The organism is Burkholderia vietnamiensis LMG 10929, assembly GCF_000959445.1.
Classification (GTDB): Bacteria; Pseudomonadota; Gammaproteobacteria; order Burkholderiales; family Burkholderiaceae; genus Burkholderia; species Burkholderia vietnamiensis.
Map to the genome: position 1 here is coordinate 629221 of NZ_CP009631.1, position 26712 is coordinate 655932.

Consider the following 26712-nt stretch of genomic DNA (forward strand, 5'->3'; position numbering starts at 1 on the left):
CACCACGCGCGCCCCGCTATCCGGCGCCCGCGGCCGCCAGCGCCTTCAAGGCGAGTCGCAACGCGCCGTGCGCGGAATCGTCGAGCGGCGCCCGCAACCGGGTCGCGTGGCGCTCGGGTACGGCCGGCGCGAGCGCGTCGGCCAGCCCGCCGCACAGCGCGACCGGCAGCACGTGCCGCGGGTCGAGCGCGTCGATCATCTTGCCGATCTCCTCGCCGGCCTGCGCGATGAGCGCGGCCGCATACGGATGGTCGCGATGCGCGAACACGATCGGCGCGAGCCGCGCGTAGATGGTCTGGTTCGCGTCGCACGACCACTGGACGAGCGCGTCGCGATCGTCCGCGCCCGTTGTGCCGAGCAGCGCCTCGGCAAACGCATCACGCGGCGCACGGCCATCGAGCGCCTGCTGCGCGTAAGCAAGCGCACGCATGCCGAGCCACGCGCCGCTTGCCTCGTCGCCGGACGGAAAGCCGAAGCCGCCCGCAATGCGGCAATCGCCCGCCGCATCGAGCGCCGCCGCGATGCTGCCGGTGCCCAGCGCGACGATCAGCCCCGGCGCGCCGCCGTGCGCACCGACCAGCGTCGTGTATGCGTCGCTTTCGACCGCGAGCGCGTCGAGCGGCGCGTGCGCGCGGAAGGCGGCCAGCCAGGCGGCGTTGTTGACGCCCGCCAGCCCGCAGCCAAGCGCGCATTGCGACCAGTTCAGCGCGAGTCCGGCTTGCGTGAACGCGTCGGCACAGGCCGCGCCGATCGACGCCCAGGCGCGCTCGATGCCGAGGCCGAGCCCCGACGGGCCGCCGCGCCCCTGGGCGAGTTCGCGGCCGTGCCGGTCGGCGAGCACCGCGCGGGTGCCGGTGCCGCCGCCGTCGATGCCGATTGCAAAAAGTAATGCCGTCATGCGTGGATCCTGCTGATTCGACCAGTCGCCAAGCTTAACCGCATCGGCCCCGCGCGCCCATCTGCCGTTCGGCCAGCTATGCCGCGCATGGGGCTTCCGCTATGCTGGCGCGATCGAATCGACACTGGAACGAGGCCGACGATGTCGCAGCGGTGCAACTGGGTAAAGACGGAAGCGGACGCCCACTATCACGATACTGAATGGGGCGTGCCGTCGCATGACGATCGCCACCTGTTCGAGATGCTGATCCTGGAAGGCGCGCAGGCCGGGCTGTCGTGGTCGACGATCCTGAACAAACGAGCCGGCTATCGGGAGGCGTTCGCCGATTTCGACGTCGACGCGGTCGCGCGCTTCACACCGCAACGCGTCGACGAGCTGCTCGCGAATCCCGGCATCGTGCGCAATCGCGCGAAGGTCCAATCAGCGGTGATCAATGCGCGGGCCGTGCAGCAGATTCGCGAGGAGCACGGGTCGCTGGCGAAGTTCCTGTGGTCGTTCGTCGGTGATACGCCGATCCAGAACGCGTGGCGGTCGTATCGCGACGCGCCGACGTCGACCGCCGAGTCCGACGCGCTCAGCAAGGCGTTGAAGGCGTACGGCTGCAAGTTCGTCGGCTCGACGATCTGCTATGCGTTGATGCAGGCCACCGGGATGGTGAACGATCACGAACTCGGCTGCCCTTGCCATGCGCAATGTGCGGCGCTGGCCGGCAAGCGGCCGGCACGGCGCCGCAACGCGGGCTGACGGCGAGGCGGCGGGCAGCGGAGCTGGACGGGCCGACGACAGGCCCGCCACGAAGCGGGCTGGCCCGGCGGCACGACCGCGGCAGCGGCAGCGGCGCCGGCTGGGGGGATAGCCGCAGACCGCGCCTGTCGGCAGCGCCCCCGAAGCCTTTCCCGCCCGGAACAGCCAGCCAAAAAGCAAAACGGCGGAGCGGCTTCTTTCGAAGCACGCTCCGCCGTTTCGCGGCGAACCGTCAGACGCTCTTAGTGGAGCTTCTTCGGCAGCATCTGGCTACGCAGACGCTTATGCAGGCGCTTGACGGCTGCTGCCTTCTTGCGCTTGCGGACTGCGGTCGGCTTTTCGTAGGACTGGCGTTCGCGCAGTTCAGCGATCAGGCCATTTTTTTCGATAGCACGGCGAAAGCGGCGAATCGCCACTTCGAACGGCTCGTTTTCTTTCAGAAGAATCGTCGTCATGTCGTTCCTAAAGTGCTTAAACGGTCAAAAACGTAGCGGCCAAGCGCCACGCACCGGCCATCCGGGCGTCCCCACAACAGGCGAAACGAGCGGAAATACGGCCTCGGAGGCCGGAAATGAGAGGCGGAAAGCACCGCGAGTACGCTTCACAAGCCGCGTGCAGCGCCGCGTTTGACTGCCAGCAGGAATGCCGCAACGGCAAAGGCGTGACAGAAAATCTCAATTCAGCCCGCCATCATAGCAGGAAATCACAGACAAAACCATCCTTTTGTCGTTCGCGGGGTGCTGCAGCGCGTGAAGGCTGCCGAAATGCCGTCCCGAACGGCTGCCGCACGCGCCCACAAAATCGCTGCGACCCAAGCCAGGCTTGGGCTTCGCGCCCCCATCCCACTTCCGTCCCGAATTTCCTCGACGGAGTTTCTAAAGTTTTCGCCGGGTGCCGCCGTCAACCAGGAAAGGCGGGCAGCGCCACTCGCGATAAAGCGCGACGCCGAAAACGACCCCTGTCTGTACTCAGGCATTTTCCAAAACGAGGAAGCAAATGCTGAACATCAACACCAACATCCTTTCGCTGACGACGCAGACGAATCTGACGGGCTCGCAAAGCGCACTGTCGCAAGCGATCAACCGCCTGTCGTCGGGCAAGCGCATCAACACCGCAGCGGACGACGCAGCAGGCCTGGCGATCGCAACGTCGCAAACAGCAGCCATCAACGCGCTGACGCAGGGTGTTGCAAACGCGAACAACGGCATCTCGATGATCCAGACCGCCAACGGCGCGCTGCAATCGACGATCGACAACCTGCAACGTATCCGTACGCTGGCAGTCCAGTCGGGTGACGGCTCGCTGGATTCGAGCGCCCGCTCCAACCTGCAATCTGAAGTGACGACGCGTCTCGGCGAAATCGACCGCGTCGCATCGCAAACGTCGTTCAACAGCCAATCGATCCTGGGCGGCATCTCGACCGTCTCGTTCCAGATCGGCGCAGCAGCAAGCCAGACCGTTTCGGTCGACTTCGGCTCGACGACGTGGAACAGCTCGGGCATGAGCCTGACCGGCCTGTCCGTCAGCAGCCAGTCGAGCGCGCAATCGGCGATCACGGCGATCGACGCGGCACTGAAGCAAGTCAACACGTTCCAAGCAACGCTGGGTGCGGCACAGAACACGTTCCAGGCTGCGATCTCGACGACGCAAACCCAGGCAACCAACATGAGCGCTGCTCGCGCGCAGATCACCGACGCGGACTTCGCGACGGAAACGGCGAACCTGAGCAAGGCGCAAGTGCTGCAACAAGCAGGCATCTCGGTTCTGGCGCAAGCGAACTCGCTGCCGCAACAAGTCCTGAAGCTCCTCGGTTAATAGAGAAGCACGCGCGGCGGGCCATACGCCCGCCCGCCTACGGGCACCGCGGCGTCGCCATCGGCACTCGATGCGACGCCGCCGCCCTGACCGGAATTCTCAAGGGAGGCACGCCTCCCTCTTTGCATTGAACCGCGGCGCCACCGCCGCATCGCGCTCGTTGATTGCGCGGACGACCGGAGTAACGGCATGGCCACCACCACCCCCGTCAGCAGCACCGACATCAGCACCCTCCTGTCGCAGGCCGGACAGTCGATCATCAGCGGCGCGACCAATTCGTCGCTCGACGTCAATACGCTCGTGACGACGCTGGTGAACGCGAAGACGGCCGGGCAATTGCAGACGCTGCAGACCCGGCAGACGAACGACAATACGCAACTGTCCGCGATCGGCCAGTTGAAGAGTGCGCTGTCGGCGCTGCAGAGCGCGCTTACCGGCCTGTCGGACGGCAGCACGCTCAGTGGCCTGGCGGCGACGGCGAGCGGCACCGGTATCGCGACGACGGTGACGAGCAGCAGCAGCGCGGTGGCCGGTTCGTATTCGGTCAACGTCACGCAACTCGCGACCGCGAACAAGCTGTCGTCCGCCGGCGTGACGTCCGCGGACACGATCTCGGCCGGCTCGCTGAGCATCACCTTCGGCAGCAATGCCGCGTTCAACGTCAACGTGGCGGCCGGCGCATCGCTGTCCGACATCGCGTCGTCGATCAATTCCGCATCCGGCAATGCCGGCGTTACCGCATCGGTCATCACCGGTTCGGACGGACAGCATCTCGTGATGCAGTCGAACGCCACCGGCGCGGCCAACACGATCTCGATCACGGGCACGGGCGTCAACTCGAAACTGACGTCGGGCTACACGACGGTCACCCCGGCGGCCGATGCGAAGCTGACGATCGACGGCACGCCGGTATCGAGCGCATCGAACACCGTCACGGGCGCGCTGACGGGCGTCTCGCTGGCGCTGTCGCAAGCAGCGGTCGGCACGACGCAAACCATCACGCTGTCGCAGGACACGGCCGCGGCGACGACCGCGATCACCAATTTCGCGAACGCGTACTCCAGCTTCGTGACCACGGCGAAATCGCTGTCGTCCTATGACTCGACGGCAAAGAGCGCCGGCCCGCTGCTCGGCGACGCGATGCTGAACACGATCACGAGCAAGCTCGCGACGACGCTCAGCAGCGGCGTCACGACCGGCGGCACGACGTATGCGCTCGGCAGCATCGGCATCAACGTGACGTCGACGGGCACGATGACGGTCGATACCGCCGCGCTGACCACGGCACTCAAGTCGAACAGCTCGACGGTGGCGGCGATCTTCAACCAGACGAACGGCGTGGCGCAGGCGCTCAACTCGCAGATCAACTCGTACACGCAGACGTCTGGCCTGATCGACCAGCGCACCAGCGCGATCAACGCCGATCTGACGAACGTGCAGAGTCAGGCCACGCAACTGCAGACCTACTCGAACCAGCTGACCACGCAATACACCGCGCAGTTCACCGCGCTGAACACGCTGATGGCGCAGATGGCGAACAACACGCGGTATCTGACTCAATTGTTCGGCGGCCAGAGTAGCGCCGGCGCGTTGGCCACCAACAAGTAAGCCACTACGAACCGGACCTGACCATGACGACCGACACCCTGTCCCGCGCCTTCGACCTGACCCGCGCCATGCAGTCGGCGGCCGACGCACGCGACTGGGTGCGCGTCGCGGCCCTCGTCGGCGAACGCTCGCCGCTGCTGATGAGCCTGTCCGGCGAGCAGACGCCGGATGCGCTGGACCGGGTGCGGCAAATCATGGCCATCGACGCGTCGATCACGGCGCATGCGCAGGCCGATCATCACCGTCTGACTGCCGAATTTGCGCAGTCGCAGGAGCGCATCAAGGCCGCGAGCTTGTACCAGAAGACGGGCATGCTGTAACCGGCAGGCCGTCTGGTCTGTACTGGTGTCGAACTAGAAGACGCCGCCAGTCGAGCGGACCGTAGTCGCCGTAACGTCGAGCCGCTTCAATGCGGCTCTTTTTTTCGCCGGCACGCGGGGCGCGAGCGGGATCGCGCCGGTCATCCCGCTGCGCTCACTCGGCCGGCGCGCACAGCGTCGCTTCGAACGTCGCTTCGAGCCGTGGGCCGCCCCGCTCGCGCGTCACGCGTCCGCGTCCGCCGTCTCGCCAGCCGCGTAGCTGGCCCACATGCCGTGCAGCGCGTCCTCCAGGTTGCGCGCAAAGCGCGACGCGTCGCACAGCGGCGACGCCAGCAGGCGCTCGCGCAGCGTGGCACGCAGCGTCGCCAGCCGGTCGCGGTCGCTCGCGAACGCGACCGCCTTCGCGAGATACGCCTCCTCGTCGTCGGCGATCCATTCGCCCATGCCTGCGGCGTGCAGCAGGCTCTCGCAGATGTGCGTGACGAACCGGCTGCCCTTCATCCCGAGCACCGGCACGCCCATCCACAGCGCCTCGGCGGTCGTCGTGCCGCCCGGATACGGGAACGGGCTCAACCCGATGTCGATGCGGTTGTACGCGGCGAAGTATTCCGCGCGCGGCGAGCCGCCCTCGAGAATCAGCCGGTCCGCGCTGATGCCATGCCGCGCGAAGCGCTCGACGGTCACCTGGATCGGCTCGCCGGCGCTCAGCTCATAGGCCTTCAGCAGCAGGCGCGCGCCCGGCACTGCATGCAGAATGCGCGACCACAGCGCAACGACCCCGTCGCTGATCTTGTTCAACCTGCCGAAGCAGCCAAAGGTGACGCTGCCGTTGACCGTCATCGGGAGCGCGCCGACCGCGACGTCGTACGCAGGAGGCGTGAAGCACAGGTAGCTGTCCGGCAGCCGCCACGGCCGCTCGACGAAGTGATGCGCCTCGGCGTCCGGCAGCGTGTGCGGGTCGCCAATGAAATAGTCGATCGTGCGGCAGCCGGTCGTCGCGAAGAAGCCGAGCCAGCTCGCCTGCACCGGCGCCGGCTTGTGCGCGAAGATCGGCAGACCACTCCAGCTGGTATGCCCGGCCATGTCGATCAGGATGTCGATGCCGTCGTCGCGGATCACCTCGGCGGATGCGTCGCGGGCCAGACCCGTCAGCGCCGTCCACTTCGCGAAGCTCGGCTTGAGCCGCGCGGTCACGTCGTCCTCGACGACATAGGTCACGTACGCATGCGGCTCGATGCGCGACCGGTCGATCCGCGCCAACACGCTTTCGAGGAACACACCGACCGGATGCTGCCGCAAGTCGCCCGACACGAAGCCGACGCGCAGCGGCCGCCCGCGCGCTTGCGCCACGCGCTGCTCGCGATCGTGCTCGAACGGTTGCGCGTCGCGCGCGAGGTGTTCGCCGTAGCGGCGCGCTTCCTCGAGCCATTGCTCGGGCGCGAACGCAGGCGAACTCGACATGTTGAACAGGATCCGCGAGTACGCGCGATGCAGGTCGAAGCGGATCGCCGCGCGGAACGCGTCCATTGCGCCCGCGAAGTCCCCTTTTGCCCACAGGATGTCGCCGAGCGTCATCTGGAGCACCAGCGGATCGATACCGCGTTCCCGCGCGATCTCGTAATGCTTCAGCGCGTCATCGAGCTTCTCGAGCCGAAACAGCACGGCAGCGAGGTTATGATGTGCGTCGGCATCGTCGGGGTTCAGTTCGACCGCGTGCCGGTGGCTCAGCTCCGCGGCGGCGAACAGGTTGAGGTTGTGATACGCGAACCCGAGGAAATTGTACGCGTCGGCCAACTCGGGATCGAGCTCGATCGCCCGCCTGCAGAGATGCACCGCTTGTCCGAATCTGCCCTGCTGGTTGCGCAGGTCGCCGAGCCAGGCCCATGCCCGCGCACGCGCGGGATCGATCTCGATCGCCCGTTCGAGCAGCGCGACCGCCTTGTCGAATTCGCTCATGCGCTGCAGCAGTCTTGCCAGTACGCAGTGCGCGTCCGCGTCGCCCGGATCGAGCCCTTCGCGCGCATGGTCGACCGCACCCCGCAGATCGCCTGCCGCGCGCAGCGTCTCGCTCAACCCTTGATGCGCGACGCGCAAACCCGGTTGCAGCGCGATGGCGCGGCGATAGGCATCCGCAGCCTCGTCGAATTTCTCCTGCGCGCGCAGTGCGTTGCCGAGGTTGCTGTACGCGTCGGCGTATTGCGGCTGGTGCGCGACCGCCTTGGCGTAGCTCGCCGCCGCCGCCTCGTGCTCGCCCAGATCCTGCAGCGCGTTGCCCAGATTGTTGTAGGCCTGCGCGTAGTCGGGGCGCAGCTCGATCGCGCGCGCGCAGCTCGCCATCGCCGCCGTCGGATCGCGCGCGTCGCGCAGCGCGTTGCCGAGGTTGTTGTGCGCTTCCGCATAATCCGGACGCAGCGCGACCGCGCGACGGTAGTGCGCGATCGCGTCGTCGAGCCGGCCGCTTTCGCGCAGCATGTTGCCCAGGTTGTTGAAGTACGACGCGTCCGGCCGCTCGACCAGCGATTGCTTCATCAGTGCCAGCCCAGCGTCGTACTGCTTCAGCTGACACGCCAGCAGCCCGAGGAAATGCAGCGCATCCGGCTGGCCCGGCTGCGCGGTGAGGATCGCGTCGTACAGCGTCTTCGCTTCCGCGAGACGCCCCGACTGGTGATGCGCCAGCGCGGATTGCAGCGTGTCGTGGATATCGTTCATGCTTCCTGTTCCGAGTTCGTATAGCGTTGCCACATGGCGAGGAACGCCGCTTCGAGATGCGTCGCGAACCGGCGCGCGTCGCACAGCGGCGATGCGAGCAGTTGCGCGCGCAGCCCGGCGCGCAGCGTCGCGAGCCGCTCGCGGTCGCGCACCGCCGCGATCGCCTTCGCGACGTAGGCGTCCTCGCCGTCCGCGATCCATTCGCCCATGCCCGCCGCGTGCAGCAGGCTTTCGCAGATGTGCGTGACGAACCGGCTGCCCTTCATGCCGAGCACCGGCACGCCCATCCACATTGCTTCGGCGGTGGTCGTGCCGCCCGGGTACGGGAACGGGCTCAGCGCGACGTCGATGCGGTTATATGCGTTCAGGTATTCCGTGCGCGGCGAACCGGCCTCGAGGATCAGCCGGTCGGCGCCGATGCCATGCCGCGCGAACCGCGCGACGGTCGCATCGCGCACGCCCTCGCGGCCGAGCTCGTGCGCCTTGAGCAGCAGCCGCGCGTCCGGCACCGCGTGCAGGATGCGCGACCACGCGTGCACGACGTCGTCGCCGATCTTCACGAGCTGGCCGAAGCAGCCGAAGGTCGGATGGCCGTGCGCCGCCATCGGCAGCGGACCGACCTCGACCTCGTCGGCCGGCGGCGTGAAGCACAGGAAGCTGTCCGGCAGCCGCCACGGCGCTTCGACGAAGTGATGCGCGTCGGCGTCCGGCAGCGTGTAGCGGTCGCCGATGAAGTAGTCGATCGCGTCGCAGCCTGTCGTCGCGAAAAAGCCGAGCCAGCTCGCCTGCACCGGCGCGGGTTTCCAGCCGAATGCGGCCAGCCCGCTCGACTGCGTATGGCCCGCGAGGTCGACGAGGACGTCGATCCCGTCGTCATGAATCATTCGCGCGGCGGCCTCCGGCGGCAGCGCGGCGATCGAGCGCCAGACGCTCGCGTGCGGCTTCAGTTTCGCGGTGATCGCGTCCTCCTCGTCCGTGGTCACGTACACGCGCAGGTCGATGCGCGTGCGGTCGAGGTGGGCGAGCACGCTCTCCAGGAAGATGCCGACCGGATGCAGGCGCAGATCGCCGGACACGAAGCCGACGCGCAGCGGCCGCCCCTGCGCGCGCGCGGCCCGCTCGCGCGGATCGTGCGCATAGCGCGTCGAACGCGCCGCCAGATGGCGGCCGTAGCGCAGCGCATCGGCCAGGTAATCGTCAGGGCTCACGCAAGCGGATGCCGCCGCGCTGAACAGCAAGCGGCTCAGCACCGTCGCCGCCACGTCGTCGGCGTCGTCGCGCACCAGCGCCAGCGCGTCGCGATATGCGTGGACCGCGGCATCGACGTTGCCCTGCGCGCGCAGGATGTCGCCTAGATTCACGTGCATCAGCACGGCGGGCGCGCCGGCCTGCAGCGCCTGCCGGCAATACACGAGCGCTTCGTCGAGCCGCTGCAGCTTCAGCAGCACGACGGACAGGTTGTGGCACGCGCCGGCGTCGGCGGGATTCAGCGCGACGGCGGTGCGATGGCACGCCAGCGCGTCGTCGAGCCGGTTCAGCCCGTGATACGCGTTGCCCGCGTGGTTGTGCGCCTCGCCCAGGTTCGGCGCGAGGCGGATCGCGTCCAGCGCATGGGTGAGCGCTTCCGCGCAGCGCAACTGCTTGTGACGCACCGCGCTCAGGTTCGCGTGGGCCATCGCCATCGACGCGTCCAGCTCGATCGCGCGTTCATAGTGCTTGGCGGCGCCATCGAGGTCGCCCAGGTCTTGCAGCGCGTTGCCGAGATTGTTGTAGGCCTGCGCGTAATCGGCGCGCAGCTCGATCGCGCGCGCGCTGCTCGCCATCGCCGCCGTCGGATCGCCCGCGTCGCGCAACGCGTTGCCGAGGTTGTTGTGTGCTTCAGGGTAGTCGGGACGCAGCGTCACCGCGCGCCGGTAATGCGCGATCGCGTCGTCGAGCCGGCCGCTTTCGCGCAGCATGTTGCCCAGGTTGTTGAAGTACGACGCGTCCGGCCGCTCGACCAGCGACTGCTTCATCAGCGCGAGGCCCGCGTCGTACTGCTTCAGCTGACACGCCAGCAGCCCCAGGAAATGCAGCGCATCCGGCTGGCCCGGCTGGGCGGTGAGGATCGCGTCGTACAGCGTCTTCGCTTCGGCCAGACGGCCGGACTGATGGTGCGCGAGCGCGGTCTGCAACTGCAGTGCGAGGCTCGACGTCATTGCGCGTGCCGCCCCATCGTGACGCCGCCGGCATCGCCGTCGGCCTCGATGTGTCGCGCCCACATCGCATGCAGCGCATCCTCGAAATGACCTGCGAAACGGCGCGCATCGCACAGCGGCGCGGCGAGCACCTGCGCGCGCAGCCGCGCGCGCAGCGCGGTGAGCGTGGCCGCGTCGCCGGCGCAAGCAACGGCTTTCGCGACATACGCGTCGTCGTCGTCCGCGATCCATTCGGACATGTTCGCCGCGTGCAGCAGGCTCTCGCAGATGTGCGACAGAAACCGGTCGCCGCGGCGACCGAGCACCGGTACGCCCATCCACAATGCTTCGGCCGTAGTCGTGCCGCCCGGATACGGGAACGGGCTCAACATCACGTCGACCCGCCGGTACGCGGCGAGATATTCGGCGCGCGGCGAACGGCCTTCGAACAGCAGGCTCGCCGCGCCAATGCCGTGCGCCGCGAAGCGCGCCGCGAGTGCCTCCGGCTCCCGTTCGTCATCGAGATGCGGCGCCTTCACGAACAGCTTCGCGCACGGGATGCCGGTCAGTACACGCGCCCACACCGCGATCACGTGATCGGTGATCTTCGCGAGTTTGCCGAAATAGCCGAAGGTCGGATAACCGTTCGCGAGCATCGGCGGCACGCCGACGTCCAGTTCGACATCCGGTGCGGTGAAGCACAGATAGCTGTCGGGCAGATGCCACGCGCGTTCCACGAAATGCGACGCTTCGGCGGGCGGCATCACGTGGCGATCGCCGAGCACGTAGTCGATCGCGCGCACGCCCGTGCTCGCGAAATAGCCCGGCCAGCTGACCTGCACCGGGGCAGGCTTCCATGCGAACAACGGCAGGCGGTTGTAAATCGTGTGCCCCGACGCGTCGATCAGGACGTCGATGCGGTCGTCGCGGATGCGCGCCGCCGCAGCAGCGTCGTTCAGGCCGGCCAGCGGCGTCCATGACGCGAACCGCGGCTTGATGCGGGCCGTGACGTCGTCTTCGACCACCCGGGTCGGATACGCATGCAGCTCGACGCGTGCCCGGTCGACATGCTCGAGCATCGACTCGATGAAATAGCCGACCGGATGCGACTTCAGGTCGCCCGACACGATGCCGACGCGCAGCGGTCGGCCGATGCGCGGGCCGGCGTCGACCAGCCACGTCGTCCACGGCTGTGCGCGAGCACTGACGAGCGCGCCAAAGCGCGTGGCTTCGTCGAGATACGCGCGCTGGTCGAACGCGTCGCTGTAGTGATAGGCGAACAGCAGGTTGCTGCGCGGCTCCGGCAAGTCGGGGCATAGCGCGATTGCGTGCTGATATGCCTCGAGCGCGGCCGGAATCTCGTTCAGATCGACTAACGCGTTGCCGAGATTGTTGTATGCCTGGCCATGGTCGGGCTGCAGTTCGATCGCCCGGTAGAACGCGTCGACGGCTGCAAGCGCATCGCCGGCGAGACGCTGCGCGTTGCCGAGGTTGTTGTACGCATCGACGTAGTCGGGCTGCAGCTCGATCGCGACGCGAAAGCACTCGGCCGCTGCCGCCGGACGGTTGCTCGCGTCCATCACGTTGCCGAGGTTGTAGTAATAGAGCGGATCGGGCTTGATCTCGATCGCCGCCATGATTCGTTCGGACGCGTCGTGATAGCGCCCGCGCAGATGCTCGATCAGGCCGAGCAGATGCAACGCGTCGGCGTGCCGCGGCTCGATGTCGAGAATGTGCCGATACAGCGCCTCTGCCTCGTCGAGGCGCCCTGCCTGATGGTGCGCCAGCGCCAGTCCGATGGTGGAGGCGGAGGAGTCGGACATCGCGAGATCTGTCATCGTGGGAAATCAGCGTGGTTTCGGTACGGGCCGCGCATTTGAACCCGGGCAACCGAAGCGAAGGCGCGCACACGCAACCATACACGTACGGCTTGCGTGCCGACACTCGTCACCATTCAAGTATTCTCGGCGTGCCTGTCCCGTTCCAATTGCCAGAGGAAGCGGCGGAATTGGTCACTGTTCGCTGCACTGGGCACATGCCTGCGAACGAATGCCGGAACCGACGGGCGGGAAACCGCATGAAGTGAGAACGGCGAAGTACACCGAAGCCAACGGCGCTGCCGTCCACGGCAAGCCGTCCGATTTGTCGCGCCGGCTAGTGTCGCGGTTGCGCCGCTCATCGTATCGTGCGCGGTACCGGCTTCCCGCACGGTCGGCACCGGTCGCACCGCTGCATCCGGAATCCGCCAGAGGCCGCCCGAAAATCCGGTACGTGATTGAGAAAACCACCGTGACGATGACGAACAGCAACACGGCGATGCAGGTTGCGATGTAGAAGGCGGGGAAACCAGCCCGGTGTAACTTTGGCGGGGAGGCGGGGCATCGGCGCACGAGACGCGGCGCCGCTCGCAGCAACGCGGGACAGAAGAGCTTTGTCGATCTGGCGCACGAAGTTCGATGCGACGCAGGCGCTTTTAGGCCGGCCCATGTGTCGATGGCTAGCATGTCCGTGCGCGACGATCGCGCGGCGAAATGCCGGTCGACCGGCCAGACCGGACCGATTCGTAAATTTCGCAATCGAATAGGCCGTGACAACTGTTGAGCTTGTTGCGATAGGGCTGAGGGTACACGATCGCCGCGTGCGGAGGCGGGTGCCGAGCATTTGGCGCAAGGGAGGCGGTTGCGGTGCCTCTGGAGAGAACACGCCGCAATATTCGGCCGTGCACTAGGGGTGAAAAACCACACCGCGTCGAACATGACCATTGCGCGACGGCATGCTCGGCTGCCTAAGAAAGCGCAAAGTCGTCGTATTGGTCGATCAAGGCCAGCACGTGCGCAGCCACCGGCTTGCTCTTCGGCGAAGCAGCCATGTGGCAGCGGCGCACCGGGATTAACTAGAGTCGGGGCGGACCGTTTGGCGACCATCGGGAGTAGGCGCAAGGCAAGGACGGGAAACGCTTTCGAACGTCATTGTGGAGCAATTTCACACAACGCAGGTAGCACCTGCATGACGTGTCCGCGGTCGACCGGGATGCAGGCCGGGCCACAATCAGATCGTTGGCCACCGCGCAATGGCGGCACGTTCTGCAAGGATCAGGACGACCGCCTTCAGATCGGCGGGGACACCGGAGTTTCCGACTGGCGCGCCCGACTACACCAGACCACATAGAAAATCAATTCCGGGGGCCGCAAGCCGGCCATCGCGAAGCGACAATTGCCGGCCCAAATTGGTACAGAAATGCACGAGCTTGCCAATATGCTCCCGCGACGGCAGCTCGGCCCGCTTAGTCGCGATCACGCCGATATACGACGCTTCCTTCTGGTTAAATTGCGCCGACAACTGATTGACAGACGACGCCATCGCGGGCAGCAATTGCTGCAGCATCCCGGCTGCTGGCGTTTCAGGCTGCGTTTCACTCCAGAAGCCGAAACCGCCAACCGGGCCGGCATGCAGCACATCGAATCCCAGTGCCGTAAGAAAGGTCGCCCAGACCTCGGGATACATCGAGTCAAGTACGTGGCCCTCAATGTTCTTCCGGTCGATCACCGTGTGCAGCGCGCGCTGCGTCGGCGACGCGAAGTTGGGCGCACCAATCAACACCGTTCCACCCACCTTGGTCAGCGCAGCGTGGTCATAGAGGATTTCGCAGAAGTTCTCGAAATGCTCGATGAAACCAAGAGAAAACACTACGTCGAACGGTTCAAAGCCGCCCGCCATATAGTCGGCCAGTGGCACCTGCCGGAAATGGCCGATCGTGCAGCCGCGCTCGCGCGCCCATTCGCCCACCTCTGCGACGCGTGAATAAACATCGATTCCGCTGATTGCATAGCCCTTCTGGCCAACGTGTTCGATGAACTTGCCTGGAAAGCAGCCGATCTCGATCGCGGTCATCCCCGGTCGCGTCGCTGCTGGAATGCCTGCATCCAGAAATTGAGCAAATAGGCCGGCGGCCAACGGCGACTGACGCCGAACGTCTATGCGGTCCCAAGTTTCATTCCAATCCGGACTCTTTTCCATATCGACATCCTTAATGTCATTCTGATCTGTATTGCCTCGTGCTTCCAACACCAGCATGGCGCGCCGACGCAATCGCGGTCGCGCTGAGATGCAATCGCGGGAAGTTAGCGCGCACCAGGACGGGGGATGCCGTGCATTACGTCGTCTCGGCACCCAGCGGGTCTTCCGGACGCTTGGATGCAATCAACAAAAGCGATTGACCACCTAGTCGGAACAGCCCCTTCACGTGCCACCGGGTCAAGGTTCGGATCGCGTTGGTTAGCGTATATGGCGTGAACCAGCACACGTTCTCCGCCGGCACGACTTCGACGAACACCTCCTCGAGATCGGCGAAATCAAAGTGACTCGACTGACATTGAGCGGCATCGCGAACCGTGACGACAATATTCCTGAAGTCGAGTTGGTCGACCTGTTCGAACCATTCAGAAAGATTGCCGGTACGTTCGAGCACGCCGCTTGCAAGCACGACATCGACCGGTCCGCTCACCTGCGCCAGATCCGCGTAAAGCGGCTGCTCGCAATACTGTGAAAGCGCATTCAGACCGTCACGGTCGGCGTCCACGCCGATCAGTTCCGCGCACCGATTTGCGCGCGACAACTTCAGATGCAGGTGGCTGGCCGGATCGATCGGTGCCGCGCCGACACATCCCACGTTCAACACCCGCTTGCCCGCGCTCATGTCGATCAGCGCGGACGCCTCGTCGAAATCAATCAGAGCCTGCGACAACGAAACTTTCCGCACCGACGTCGGTGCATGCAGTTGTTCAAGCAGACTCTGCGCGGGACTGATCTGCGGAATGAACGACGTATTCATTTGAATTCCAGTGTGCGGAGACGCTCGTAGTGGTTAAAGGTGCTGCCCCAGAACTGCTTTGCATAGACGGGCCCGCTACCCGTGTATTCGCGCCCCGTGTGATGTCGTGGAATGAAGTAATGACTGGGAAAAACGGTCAAGTCCGTGGGCTTGAATTCGTGGATAGCCTGAGTGAATCGCAACGGCCCGACCGTCTTCCAAGCCTTTTCGTTGCAGACCGTCGACAGGCGCCGGATGTCGGCTACTATTTTCCGAAACAGCGGGTGTCCCGGACGTGCACCGACATAGCCCGCGGCTAGCAATCCCGGCGCGGCGAATTCGCTTTCCCAGCACGTCACCAAGTCGCACTCGAACAACGTTGGATCGAGCGGACGAATGCAGACGCTGTCCGCGTCGACCGCAAAGCCCCCGTACCAATACAGAAACTGCCAACGCATCAGATCCGCAACGCCATTCAGTTCTCGCCCCCACATCTCCTGCATCTGGCGCGCATTCGGCCATTTGCAATTGAGCAAATCGTCATTGCCCCACAGGCGAATCTGCAAATCAGGATTGAGCCGGCGCCAGGTTTCGATACAGTTGTCCGGCCGTTTGTCCTGATCGCCGACCCAAATGATATGAAGAATTTTCGGAATCATCGTAAGCGTGCTGAGTGTGGCGAAGAATTACGCGACGAGCATCAGGGTCTGTCGCAGCCGGCCCGTTCCGGCGTGCAGCGGCCCTGACCGCCGAGCGGAATGGGGTCAGCGGACTAGTCTGCGGCGCACAATATTAGCGCTGGGGGCGAGAACCAATCGCGCAAACAAACCCGAAAAGTGGTATCAGTTCAAGATTTCCGATATGACGCTGGGCAGCGAAACAATGCCCTCTCAATCCGGGAAAGCGGTCCGCCAAAGTGCCCGATGAGGCACGACAATGCGATGCCGTACATCGCGGGACGAGCACCAAACGGGTGGGGAACTGTGGAGTTAAGCAGTTGTTGTCGCTCCAAGACAACCTGTTCTTGACGCTTTTGCGGCCGAATCAGGCGCTCCACAGGACCGCCCTGCCACCAACACAAGCTATTCCCCTCGTCAAAGTCAGCAGACGCTTCAAATCCTTGTGGTCGCGCCCTTCTTATTGGCACTGTAGCCATCTCGCCTGACCAACGCTTATGTAGATATCGCAAGAGCGTGCCGCCGTGGCGCTTGCTCTCAGAGACTCTACTCTGCCAGCATGTGGGCTTTGCCTCCAGCAGCCACTTCGGCGTCGGGGTTTACCTCGTCCCACTTGAATAGCCGCCTCTGGCCCCCCAAGCCCCTTCAGCGTCTCGCGAGCGATTGCTTCGTGAAGTCATCATTTCAACGTCGGTCAAGTACACGAGCACAAGCACTTCTCCGTCGCGGCCGCGAGCACTGTGCTCCATGACTTCGTACTTGTCCGCACCGTCATCGTCGAACCAGACTTCAGCGGGTTGTTTTCCCTGCGCCTCCCTACCGTGCTGCAAGACGTCGTAAGCAAAGCTATGAACCGCCCCGAGTTTTGTGGAGGCTCCAACTCTTGAGAGAATGGAGCCATGAACAAGAAGCCAAGCAAGTTTTCCCCGGAAGTCCGAGAGCGCGCAGTGCGCCTCGTACGCGAGCAGCGTAGCGAGCACCCGTCGATGTGGGCGGCAGTCGAATCGATTGCGCCGATGATCGGCTGCACGCCGCAGACGTTGTTGGATTGGGTTAAGCGCGACGAGGTCGACCGTGGAGAGCGCGATGGCGTGAGTACGGCCGAGCGTGAACGCATCAAGGCCTTGGAGCGCGAGGTCAAGGAACTGCGCCGGACCAATGAGATTCTCAAACTGGCGAGCGCGTTTTTCGCCCAGGCGGAGCTCGACCGCCGTTTCAAGTCCTGAAGGCCTTCATTGATCAGCATCGCGACACCTTCGGGGTCGAGCCGATCTGCAAGGTCTTGCGGATTGCCCCGTCGGGCTACCGACGCCATGCAGCACAACTTCGCGATCCGTCGAAGCGCTGCGCCCGCGCGAAACGCGATGAGCTTTTGCAACCGGAGATCAAGCGTGTCTGGCAGGCCAACATGCAGGTCTACGGCGTGCCGAAGGTCTGGAAGCAGATGAACCGGGAAGGCATTGCAGTGGCACGCTGCACGGTCGGACGGTTGATGAAACTGCAGGGCTTGCGTGGCGCAGTTCGCGGTAAGCGTGTTCGCACGACGATTCCCGAGGTGACCGCGCCGCGCCCGCTGGACCGAGTCAACCGGCAGTTCAAGGCTGACCGACCGAATCAGCTCTGGGTGTCGGATTTTACGTATGTCTCGACATGGCAAGGCTGGCTGTACGTGGCATTCGTGATCGACGTGTTTGCCCGCCGTATTGTTGGCTGGCGCGTCAGCTCGTCGATGACCACGGACTTCGTTCTGGATGCACTTGAACAAGCGCTGTACGCCCGCCAACCGGGTGAGGACGGGACTTTGATTCATCATTCCGACAGAGGGTCTCAATACGTCAGCATCCGCTACAGCGAACGGCTGGCTGAGGCCGGCATCGAGCCGTCGGTCGGCAGCCGGGGCGACAGCTACGACAATGCGCTGGCCGAGACGATCAACGGCCTGTACAAGACGGAACTGATTCATCGGCGCGCCCCTTGGAAAACGAGGGAATCCGTCGAACTGGCAACGCTGGAATGGGTCGCCTGGTACAACCGTCATCGGCTGATGGAACCGCTCGGCTATATCCCGCCTGCTGAAGCTGAGGCAAACTACTACAGGCAACTCAGAAATGCCGCTGACGTGTCCGCATTAACTTAAACCAACCAGCCTCCACGATTCCCGGTGCGGTTCACTATCTTCGTCTAGGCGGCGCTTGAGAAACCACTTTCTAGGCACATCTGGCGCCCTGGATAGCCATCGCAGGTCGTTGCCGCGGTAACAGGCAGCGATAATCGGTAACGTATCGATTTGTGCAAGTCGAATACACGTTGCCGTGCGACTCGTTTGGAAGATTTCAGCGAATTCGTTGATGTGCTTGAAACCAGGGCATCCAACGCTCTTAACCATCGGCTGCAGCAGCGGGCGCGGCATCAAAAGATGCGATGCATATTCATCTGCGTGCTTCTCTTGCTCACTGTTCGACGCAAGATTGTCACTCGGGTCATCAACGCGACAGCGGAATGACTTGCCCCGATGCATTTCCCAATGACCGAGTTCGTGACCAATGGAAAAGCGCTCCCGTCCGACAACGTTTGACGGTCGAATGGTCGCGATGCCTCGATTTCCGACTCCCACAAGAGTTGCCTCACACCCCTCCAAGTCGTCGAACTCAACTTCGAGACCGGCGTCGTAGGCGAAAGCCCTGACATCCAACTCGTCAGGCGCGGTAATACCAAACTCTGCTATGAGATTTTCAGCTCGCTCCCCCGGACTCATTGACCGTCATCCTCGCTTGAGTCCAGAGAGGCCTCTAGCCTCTTAAGCTGGGCATAGATTCGTCGCAGGTCGGACTCAGTCATCTCGTCCAGACCTCGCGCGGCTAGTGTATATCGGCCGTCGTTCGACGCTTTCCGTATATAGGCTTTGATGTCATCCAACTTGACTTCGGGCTGGGCAGATACCCGCAGCCACCGGCTTCGCCCTTGTGCAAACATCGCGGCGCGAAGTTCTGAGTCTACGATTGCGCGCCAGTTCTCGTGTGATCGTCGACGCGCTGCGGCCAAGCAGCCTTGCAATCGCTCTGACGCTCGTGTTCCGGGCCTTCTCGATCATGATCACCGCGCGCTCTTCGGCGCTCAGATGCTTGTAATTCGTCATCGCAACACCCTATCTCATCAAAGGTGTTGCACTTGAAGCTAGAGTCTAAGCCCGATGCAGGCGATATTCGGCTTTCGCGACCCACTGGTCCACTGGGAACGTGAGGCTCAAGCTGCGTTCCCGCCCATCGGCGCACTGCAGACCCCTTGGCGATGGCGACTCGCAGGCATGGACGCGCTGGGTGCCTGGCTACTTCAAGCCCGCGCGTCATTGCAGGCAGGTCAACCCGTGGACCTACGTGGGGCGCCAGAGGGAGTCCAGTGGGTTCAACTAACCCAAGGCACGGAGCTGCAGCAGCGACTAGTGGCCGCCCGGACAGAAGCTCCAAACCGAGATGGCCGCGTTCTCGTCATTGGCGACTCCGTCAATGTCAATGGTCGCCATCAACTCACCATGCAGACGCCGGGCGCTACTTCCGTCGAGGCAGTCGATGAGAGACCTGGTGAACTTCGCCCGCCAGTTCGATTTGGCGAGTCCTAACGCGCTGCGACAAATTGCCGAGTTCGCGACTTCACTGATGACCGGGGTGGGTGCTACAAACTTACTCACGCGAGTCCAAACGATACGAGGCGGCCGAGCCCGCACGCCCGCGACACCTGCAGAAACCGCATCGCTTCGATTCCCTCGAAGGATCGCAATGGGTGGGAAAGAACCGACAGCCGAGTGCCATTTTCTGACGTTGGACGCCGTCAGCTCAGAGCTGCGAAAAAAAGGGCGCACATCTTGCTGCGAGCAGTCGCCTTAGCCACGTAGCATCGGCGTCGGCAGTTTAGAGCCAGGTGATTTTCGGCAGGGGTAGAGCGGGGCTTCAAAGAACAGGGAGCAAAACGGAGAGCCTGAATTGGCGCGCTCCAAACATGGGAAATCTGCATCGGTCCGCGGTGCAATTTCCGTACGAGCCCACGCGGCGCCAGCAACACCCCGGCAACCCCTTGATTTTTAATGTATTTTTGGCGCGCCCGGCTGGGATCGAACCAGCAACCCCTGCCTTCGGAGGGCAGTACTCTATCCATTGAGCTACGGGCGCATATGACAGTGACGACGGTGAAACGACCCCGATAAACCAGTCGCCACCGTTGGCGAGACGGCAAGGATACCCGGTTTCCCATGACGCGTCCACCTCGCGCCCGAATCCCCGTCCGGCCGGCTTCCCGTGCGGGTAAACACGCGCCGCCGCGCCGCTCGCCGTGATGTAAACGTTCCGTCTATAATCGTCCGTGCTTCATTGGACTGCCATTTTGCCGTTGCACCGCGCACAATTCCTAATCACGGAGACGAGGCAAGCATGAGCGAAGCACCCCACGAATCTCCCGTCAAAACTCCCGGGCAGCTGATTGCCGTTGTCATCGCGTCATTCGCCATTCCGATCGCCCTGATCGTCCTGTTCGCCAGCTATGCCAACCACGCGTTCCGTTCGGGCGCGGGCACCGACGCGCTCTCCGACCAGCAGGTCGCCGCACGCATCGCGCCGATCGCGCAGGTCGAGGTGAAGGACGCCAACGCGCCTCGCACCTACAAGACAGGCGAGGAAGTCTACAAAGCCGTGTGCGTGACCTGTCACGGCACCGGCGCGGCCGGTGCGCCGAAGTTCGGCAACAAGGACGACTGGGCGCCGCGCATCGCGCAGGGCTACGACACGCTGCTGAAGACCGCGCTGTCGGGCAAGGGCGCAATGCCACCGCGCGGCGGCACGAACCCCGACGACGTCAGCGATTATGAAATCGCCCGCGCGATCGTCTACATGACCAACAACGCAGGAGCGAACTTCGCCGAACCCGCCGCGCCGGCCGCCAACGCTACACCGGCCGCGGGCGGCGCATCGGGTGCAGCAGGCGCATCGAACGCACAGGCCGCCGCGGCAATGGCCGCGATCGCCGCGATTCCGAAGGCCGGCGACACGCCCGCGGCCGCGCCGACCAGCGCCGACGCCGCCTCGGCCGGCAAGGCGCTGTACACGCAGGTATGCCAGGCCTGTCACGCAGCGGGCGTGCTCGGCGCACCGAAATTCGGCAGCAAGGAGGACTGGGCGCCGCGCCTGAAGGACTCGATGGACACCGTCTACAACTTCGCGCTGCACGGCAAGGGGGCGATGCCGCCGAAGGGTGGCTCGAACGCGTCCGACGCCGACGTGAAGGCGGCCGTCGACTACATGGTCAACGCGGCGAAGTAACGCGCTCGCCGGCCAACGGAAAAAACCCCCGCGATGCACGCGCATCGCGGGGGTTTCTTTTTACCGGGCTGGCAGATCGAGCGTCGCCTCGGAACGGCGCAACGATTCGCGGAATTACTTCTGCAACAACGCCTTCAAACTCGCGAGCCGGTCCTTCGGCGTCATCGGCGCTTCCTCCGGCGTCGGCGGCGGCGCTTCGTCGAGCCCCATCTCGGGGATGAAGCGCGACGGCTCGCACACCACCGTCTCCCGCGCCCGCTTGCGCTTCTTGCACCAGTTCAGATGCAGGCTGCGCTGCGCGCGCGTGATCGCGACGTACATCAGCCGGCGCTCCTCCTCGATCCGTTCGCTGTCGACCGGGCCGTCGTCGTCGCTGCCGCCGCGGTGCGGCATGATCCCTTCCTCGACGCCGACCAGGAACACGTGCGGATACTCGAGCCCCTTCGACGCATGCACCGTCGACAGACGCACCGCGTCCGGGTCCTCGTCCTTGCCTTCGAGCATCGACATCAGCGCGACCGTCTGAATCAGCCCGAGCAGATTCTTGCCGGTGTCCGCCAGCCCGTCCGCGTTGTGAAAGCCCTCGGCCTCGCCGTCCACGGCTTCGGTCTCCGGCTTGGTGCCCTTGCGCTTCAGCCATTCGAGGAATTCGAGCACGTTCTGCCATTTCGACTGCGCCTGCCGCTCGTCGAACGCGTCGTACAGGTACGCCTCGTAGTGAATGGCGTCCATCATGTCGTCGAGCACGACGCTCGCCGGCTCCTTGTCCGCACGCTCGGTCAGGCGCTGGATGAAGTCGCAAAACATCCGCAGCGGCTCGACCTGGCGCGCCGACAGCCGCGCCTCGATCCCGCCCATGTACACGGCCTCGAACAGCGACACCTTCGCCTGCCCCGCGAACGAGCCGAGCGCCTCCAGCGTCGTGTTGCCGATCCCGCGGCGCGGCGTCGTGACCGCGCGGATGAACGCGGGATCGTCGTCGGCGTTCGCGATCAGCCGCAGATACGCGCACAGGTCCTTGATCTCCGCCTTGTCGAAGAACGACTGGCCGCCCGACAGCACGTACGGAATCCGCTCGCGCCGCAGCACCTGCTCGAAGATCCGCGCCTGGAAGTTGCCGCGATACAGGATCGCGTAATCGCGAAACTGCGCGCGCCGCTCGAACTTGTGCGCGGACAGCCGGAACACGACCGATTCGGCCTCGTGCTCCTCGTCGTTGCACGGCGTGACGGTGATCGAATCGCCCATCCCGTGCTCGGACCACAGCTTCTTCTCGAACAGCTTCGGGTTGTTCGCGATCACGTTGTTCGCGGCGGTCAGGATCCGCACCGTCGACCGGTAGTTCTGCTCGAGCTTGATCACGTGCAGCTTCGGGAAATCCTTGCCGAGCTGCGCGAGGTTCTCGAGCGTCGCGCCGCGCCAGCCGTAGATCGCCTGATCGTCGTCGCCGACCGCCGTGAACGCGGCGCGCGGGCCGGCCAGCAGCTTCAGCAGCTCGTACTGGCACGCGTTGGTGTCCTGGTATTCGTCGATCAGCAGGTAGCGCAGCTTGTTCTGCCAGCGGTCGCGCACCTGCTCGTTGTTCGCGAACAGCTCGGCCGGCAGGCGGATCAGGTCGTCGAAATCGACGGCCTGGTACGCGTGCAGCGTCGCGACGTAGTTGCGGTAGACGAGCGCGGCCTGGTGTTCGTCCTCGTTGGCCGCGATGGTCATCGCCTCCTCGGGCATGATCAGGCCGTTCTTCCACAGCGAGATGGTGCTCTGGATCTTGCGGATCAGCCCCTTGTCGGTGGTGCCGATCTGCTCCTGGATCATGCCGAAACAGTCGTCCGAATCCATGATCGAGAACTGCGGCTTCAGGCCCACGTGCTCGGCTTCCTGACGCAGGATCTGCACGCCGAGCGAGTGGAACGTGCACACGGTGAGCTGGTTGACGGGCACCTTGCGGCCTTCCTTGCCGGGCGTGGTGAGCGTCTTGCCCTCCAGCAGCTTCGACACGCGCTCGCGCATCTCGGCGGCCGCCTTGTTCGTGAAGGTGACGGCCGCGATGTGGCGCGGCTCGAAGCCTTTCGCTTCGATCAGGTGCGCGATCTTCTGCGTGATCACGCGGGTCTTGCCGCTGCCCGCGCCGGCGAGCACGAGGCAGGGACCGTCGAGGTAGCGCACCGCTTCGTTCTGAGCGGGGTTGAGGCCTGCGGACATGATGGCGGATGATGTTGCGGTTGACGGCGGAGCGCCGGGAGGATGCCGCGCGCGCGACGGCTGGCATGCAGGCTCACGCACGGGCAGGACGCGCATGTTAACACGTCGGCGGCGGCCGGCGCAGAACGAATCCCCCGTCGGCAAGTCGAAATGGAGTCCGCATTCGCGCCCTGTTTCTGTAATCAGCACCGATGCGCGAGACGCCCGCGCGCCCCGCGTCGGAACATACGGCGAACATCGGAACAGGCAGTGCATTTCCCCTCTATTCGGTCCATTGGAACACTCAGGAATAGGCAACATGGGCGACACGTCGGCGCGTACGTCCGCCGCCCCTTCCATCTGCCATTATCGAATTCCCGCCGCCATGCACGACACCGTCATCGCCGCCCCCGAAGCCGAACTGACTCGCGCAGCCGCACTTCATGCCGCCGGCTCGCTACAGGACGCGGAGCAGGCCTTTCGCAATATCCTTGAGTCGCATCCCGAACACGCCGACACGCATCATCGGCTCGCGATTGTGCTCGAACAACTGAACCAGCGCGACACCGCGCTGCAGCACTTCCAAGCAGCCGTGGCAGCTGAGCCTTCGCAACGGCGCTACTGGACCGCATGTATCGACGCACTCGCGCGCGACGGCCAGACCGACATGGCTCGCGAACTTGTGGCCCAGGCGCGCCGGCACGGCATCGATGCACTGGCACTCGAACTTGCGCAAGCCGACGTGCCGTCTGCATCCGCCGAGGATCTGACAACTGTGCTCGCCGAATTCATGAGCACGCTCGCGGTGCTGCTCGATAAGCGACAATTCGCACAGGCGGAAAACATTGCCAGCCAACTGACTGAGTGGATGCCGGATGTGGGCTTGGGCTGGCGAGCGCTGGCTGTCGCACGCATCCAGCAGGAACGCCACGCGGAGGCTCTGGTGCCGCTGCGCAAGGCAGCTTCGCTGATGCCGGACGATGCTGATACGCAGCGCGACCTCGCGGCACTCGAAGCACACGTGACGGCCATCCTGCAGGCCCCGCAGTCAGCCGCCGACGCTGCGCTGCCAAATGCCGCACTTTGCGCTACGTTGCCAGGGAGCCGCCAGTTCCGGCATCTCGCGGGAGGTATTGTCGCGACGATACCGATATTGATTCCGACCTTCAACAATCCGACCTATACGCGCCGGATGGTCGCCCAGCTCCAAGCTCGCGGCCTGCGCAACATCTTTATCGTCGACAACGCATCGAGCGCCCCGGACATGCTCGCATTCCTCGACGCGGCGCAGGATGACGCAACTGTCGTCCGCCTCCCTCACAATGCGGGCCCGCGTGACCTGTTTCAGTCGCCCGCCAACTACGCGCGCCTGCCGGACATTTTCTGCATCACGGACCCCGATCTCGCACTGAACGAGGCCCTGCCGAACGAGTTCCTGCTCGAATTGATCGACGCAACCGAAATGTTCAAGGTCGGCAAGGCTGGTTTCGCGCTCGATATCTCCCAGCCCGAGCTGATGAAACAGGCGTCCGTCGTCTGCGGTGACCAACGCTATACGACGATCGAATGGGAATCGCGCTTCTGGCAACATCATGTCGCCAACACTGCCGCCGGCGACCCAATCTACAACGCGCCGATTGATACCACGTTCGCGGTCTACAACAAGCGCTACTTCCGCCCGGAGGCACATATCTGCGGCGTTCGGTTCGCCGGTCGCTATACATGCAAGCACCTGCCCTGGTACAAGGACACCGGTCTGCCGGAGGCGGAAATGCAGTACTACCGCGACCATCAGAAGTGGTCGAACTATCTGACGTAATGCCGGGCGCGCCGCACATCGATCAATTCCCGCGTGCCACGCTCTCTGGCCGGCTCGGTAACCCGCATATGCTCGGCACCAAGATAGATGCTGAAGCCATTGCGCGACGCCCCACCCGTGACGTTGCTCGATTCGACACGGATGCCAACCCGTTATCCGACCGAATCGCATGCGCCGATGGCTGACACGCTGAAAACGGTCGAGGCTAGCACCGGCTGCCACGCATTAGCTTCAGCCATCATCCCGTTCAGCCCATCGCCGCGTTGCGGCGCTATCCGTTCCGCCACCGCCCGCTCGTACCGGCGGGGTCGTGCCACAATAGCCGTCTACACGGCCTGTGCCCGCACCGCCTTGCCCCTTTCGTACGCAGCCAGGAATTGCCATGTCGTCATTGCTCAGGATTGGTTTGATGGGTTTCGGTTTCGCCGGCGCGACGTTCCACGCGCCGGTGATCGCCACGAGCGGCCGCACCGAGGTCACCGCGATCGCAACGGGGCAACCCGATCGCGCGCGCGCCGCATATCCGGGCGCGCGCATCGTCCCCGACCTCGAAACGCTGCTGCGGCTGGACGTCATCGACTGCGTGGTGATCGCTACGCCGAACGACACGCACTTCACGCTCGCGCGCCAGGTTCTCGAAGCCGGCCGCCACGTGGTCGTCGACAAGCCGGTCACGCTGACCGCCGACGAAGCGCTCGCGCTCGCCCGGCTCGCCAACGCGCGCAGCCGCCTGTTCGCGCCGTTCCACAACCGCCGCTGGGACGGCGACTTCCTCACCGTGCGCCGGATCGTCGAATCGGGCGAGCTCGGCCGCCTCACCTACTTCACGTCGCACTTCGACCGTTTCCGCCCGACCCCGCGCACTCGCTGGCGCGAGGAGCCGGCCCGCGGCGGCGGCCTGCTGCTCGACCTCGGCCCGCATCTGATCGATCAGGCGCTCGCATTGTTCGGCCTGCCCGAGACGGTCAGCGCGACGGTCAAGACGCGCCGCGACAACGGCACGGCGCCCGACTTCGTACACCTGATGCTCGGCTACCCGGACAAGGACGTCGCGCTGCACGCGAGCGCGCTGTCGGCGATCGAGCCCGCGCGCTTCACGCTGCACGGCACGCGCGGCAGCTACCAGAAGTTCGGGCTCGACACGCAGGAGGACCAGCTGAAGGCCGGCCTCACGCCCGACGACGTCGAATTCGGCGGCGGCAACCCGCCCGGCGTGCTGCGCACGCTCGAAGGCGAGGTCGAGGTCGAGCGGCCGGTGCCGACGCTCGACGGCCAGTACGCGGAGTTCTACCGGGCGCTCGCCGCGGCCGTCCACGACGGCGCGCCGTTCCCCGTCACGCCGCAGGACGCCGTCGACGTGATGACCATCATCGAGCTTGCCGCGCAGAGCGAACACGAAGGCCGCCGCGTACCGTTCGTACGGCGCGTCGTCTGAAAGGCGGTCGGCGCGGGCCCTTGCCGCGCCGGCCGTCGCGGCAAGCTCGATCCGCGGTCCGGCCGCACCGTGCCGCGCGGCGGCCGCTCGCGCCGCATCACGGAACAACCCCGCCGAACAAACCGTTACAAATGGTGCGGGAACGAAAGTCAGCGCTGCCCCGGTCTGACGCGTTTCTCAAAAAGTCGATCCGACACCAAACCGTCAGGAGAA

General features: G+C 64.7%; 18 protein-coding genes, 1 tRNA gene, 1 pseudogene and 1 other annotated feature. Of the genes and pseudogenes, 8 read left to right on the top strand and 12 right to left on the bottom strand.

The window, feature by feature from the left end:
• Positions 1-16: 16 nt before the first annotated feature.
• Complete coding sequence (locus AK36_RS12910; protein WP_034192945.1) at positions 17-898, bottom strand: glucosamine kinase nucleotide-binding domain-containing protein; 882 nt, start codon at positions 896-898, stop codon at positions 17-19.
• 141 nt (positions 899-1039) lie between these two features.
• On the opposite strand from AK36_RS12910, the gene AK36_RS12915 reads away from it, so the two are divergent.
• Positions 1040-1642: a DNA-3-methyladenine glycosylase I gene (locus tag AK36_RS12915; RefSeq protein ID WP_045578613.1), complete on the top strand. Its 603-nt coding sequence runs from the start codon at positions 1040-1042 to the stop codon at positions 1640-1642.
• A gap of 242 nt (positions 1643-1884) precedes the next feature.
• Here the strand turns inward: AK36_RS12915 and rpsU are convergent, their stop codons facing one another.
• Entirely contained in the window at positions 1885-2097 is a 213-nt protein-coding gene (gene rpsU, locus AK36_RS12920; protein WP_006401410.1) for a 30S ribosomal protein S21, read from the bottom strand.
• A gap of 541 nt (positions 2098-2638) precedes the next feature.
• Here rpsU and AK36_RS12925 point away from each other — a divergent pair.
• The 3 genes from AK36_RS12925 (at position 2639) to AK36_RS12935 (ending at position 5385) form a co-directional block, all read left to right on the top strand.
• Positions 2639-3457 (top strand): flagellin domain-containing protein, encoded by an 819-nt coding sequence (locus AK36_RS12925; RefSeq protein WP_045578614.1) that lies wholly within the window; start codon positions 2639-2641, stop codon positions 3455-3457.
• Positions 3458-3646: 189 nt separating this feature from the next.
• A complete protein-coding gene (gene fliD, locus AK36_RS12930; protein WP_045578615.1) occupies positions 3647-5065 on the top strand; it encodes a flagellar filament capping protein FliD in 1419 nt (472 codons plus the stop codon).
• Positions 5066-5088: 23 nt separating this feature from the next.
• Positions 5089-5385: a flagellar protein FliT gene (locus AK36_RS12935; protein ID WP_034192949.1), complete on the top strand. Its 297-nt coding sequence runs from the start codon at positions 5089-5091 to the stop codon at positions 5383-5385.
• A gap of 222 nt (positions 5386-5607) precedes the next feature.
• Here AK36_RS12935 and AK36_RS12940 read toward each other — a convergent pair whose 3' ends face one another.
• The 6 genes from AK36_RS12940 to AK36_RS12970 all read right to left on the bottom strand — a co-directional run bounded on the left by AK36_RS12940 (position 5608) and on the right by AK36_RS12970 (position 15740).
• Positions 5608-8094: a tetratricopeptide repeat protein gene (locus tag AK36_RS12940; protein ID WP_045578616.1), complete on the bottom strand. Its 2487-nt coding sequence runs from the start codon at positions 8092-8094 to the stop codon at positions 5608-5610.
• Positions 8091-10292 carry an O-linked N-acetylglucosamine transferase family protein gene (locus AK36_RS12945; RefSeq protein ID WP_045578617.1) on the bottom strand — a complete coding sequence of 734 codons (2202 nt, stop codon included), beginning with the start codon at positions 10290-10292 and terminating at the stop codon, positions 8091-8093. Before AK36_RS12945 ends, AK36_RS12940 begins: the two co-directional genes overlap by 4 nt.
• Entirely contained in the window at positions 10289-12109 is a 1821-nt protein-coding gene (locus AK36_RS12950) for an O-linked N-acetylglucosamine transferase, SPINDLY family protein (protein ID WP_045578618.1), read from the bottom strand. The genes AK36_RS12945 and AK36_RS12950 overlap by 4 nt, the downstream gene beginning before the upstream one ends.
• 1312 nt (positions 12110-13421) lie before the next feature.
• Positions 13422-14345, bottom strand: coding sequence for a class I SAM-dependent methyltransferase (locus tag AK36_RS12960; protein ID WP_080938662.1), 924 nt, complete (start codon positions 14343-14345; stop codon positions 13422-13424).
• Positions 14346-14424: 79 nt separating this feature from the next.
• The gene (locus tag AK36_RS12965) at positions 14425-15102 is read right to left on the bottom strand and encodes a class I SAM-dependent methyltransferase (protein WP_045578621.1); all 678 of its coding nucleotides are present in this window, start codon (positions 15100-15102) and stop codon (positions 14425-14427) included.
• The gene (locus AK36_RS12970; RefSeq protein ID WP_045578622.1) at positions 15099-15740 is read right to left on the bottom strand and encodes a glycosyltransferase family 32 protein; all 642 of its coding nucleotides are present in this window, start codon (positions 15738-15740) and stop codon (positions 15099-15101) included. Before AK36_RS12970 ends, AK36_RS12965 begins: the two co-directional genes overlap by 4 nt.
• A 917-nt stretch (positions 15741-16657) precedes the next feature.
• Between AK36_RS12970 and AK36_RS12980 the strand changes: the two genes are divergently transcribed.
• Positions 16658-17895 (top strand): IS3 family transposase gene (locus AK36_RS12980; RefSeq protein ID WP_106919311.1). Its coding sequence is split into 2 segments (ribosomal slippage): positions 16658-16949 and positions 16949-17895, totalling 1239 coding nucleotides; the frame shifts between segments, so codons are not numbered across the junction.
• Positions 16939-17055 (top strand) — a sequence feature (AL1L pseudoknot). (Overlaps the previous gene by 117 nt.)
• Here AK36_RS12980 and AK36_RS31045 read toward each other — a convergent pair.
• From AK36_RS31045 to AK36_RS12990, 3 genes and pseudogenes are all read right to left on the bottom strand, one after another.
• On the bottom strand, positions 17887-18513 hold the full coding sequence (locus AK36_RS31045) for an ImmA/IrrE family metallo-endopeptidase (protein ID WP_224383369.1): 627 nt from the start codon (positions 18511-18513) through the stop codon (positions 17887-17889). The two genes, AK36_RS12980 and AK36_RS31045, sit on opposite strands and share 9 nt — an antisense overlap.
• Before the next feature lie 231 nt (positions 18514-18744).
• Positions 18745-18894: pseudogene (locus AK36_RS31050) on the bottom strand (helix-turn-helix domain-containing protein); the annotation flags it as partial.
• A gap of 951 nt (positions 18895-19845) precedes the next feature.
• A tRNA-Arg gene (locus tag AK36_RS12990) sits at positions 19846-19921 on the bottom strand.
• 258 nt (positions 19922-20179) lie between these two features.
• Here AK36_RS12990 and AK36_RS12995 point away from each other — a divergent pair.
• The gene (locus AK36_RS12995; RefSeq protein ID WP_011882857.1) at positions 20180-21064 is read left to right on the top strand and encodes a c-type cytochrome; all 885 of its coding nucleotides are present in this window, start codon (positions 20180-20182) and stop codon (positions 21062-21064) included.
• 114 nt (positions 21065-21178) lie between these two features.
• Here AK36_RS12995 and AK36_RS13000 read toward each other — a convergent pair whose 3' ends face one another.
• Complete coding sequence (locus AK36_RS13000; protein ID WP_011882856.1) at positions 21179-23266, bottom strand: UvrD-helicase domain-containing protein; 2088 nt, start codon at positions 23264-23266, stop codon at positions 21179-21181.
• Between the two features lie 298 nt (positions 23267-23564).
• On the opposite strand from AK36_RS13000, the gene AK36_RS30285 reads away from it, so the two are divergent.
• The gene (locus AK36_RS30285; RefSeq protein ID WP_106919316.1) at positions 23565-25064 is read left to right on the top strand and encodes a tetratricopeptide repeat protein; all 1500 of its coding nucleotides are present in this window, start codon (positions 23565-23567) and stop codon (positions 25062-25064) included.
• 382 nt (positions 25065-25446) lie between these two features.
• Positions 25447-26499: an oxidoreductase gene (locus tag AK36_RS13010; RefSeq protein ID WP_011882854.1), complete on the top strand. Its 1053-nt coding sequence runs from the start codon at positions 25447-25449 to the stop codon at positions 26497-26499.
• The last annotated feature ends 213 nt before the right edge of the window (positions 26500-26712 follow it).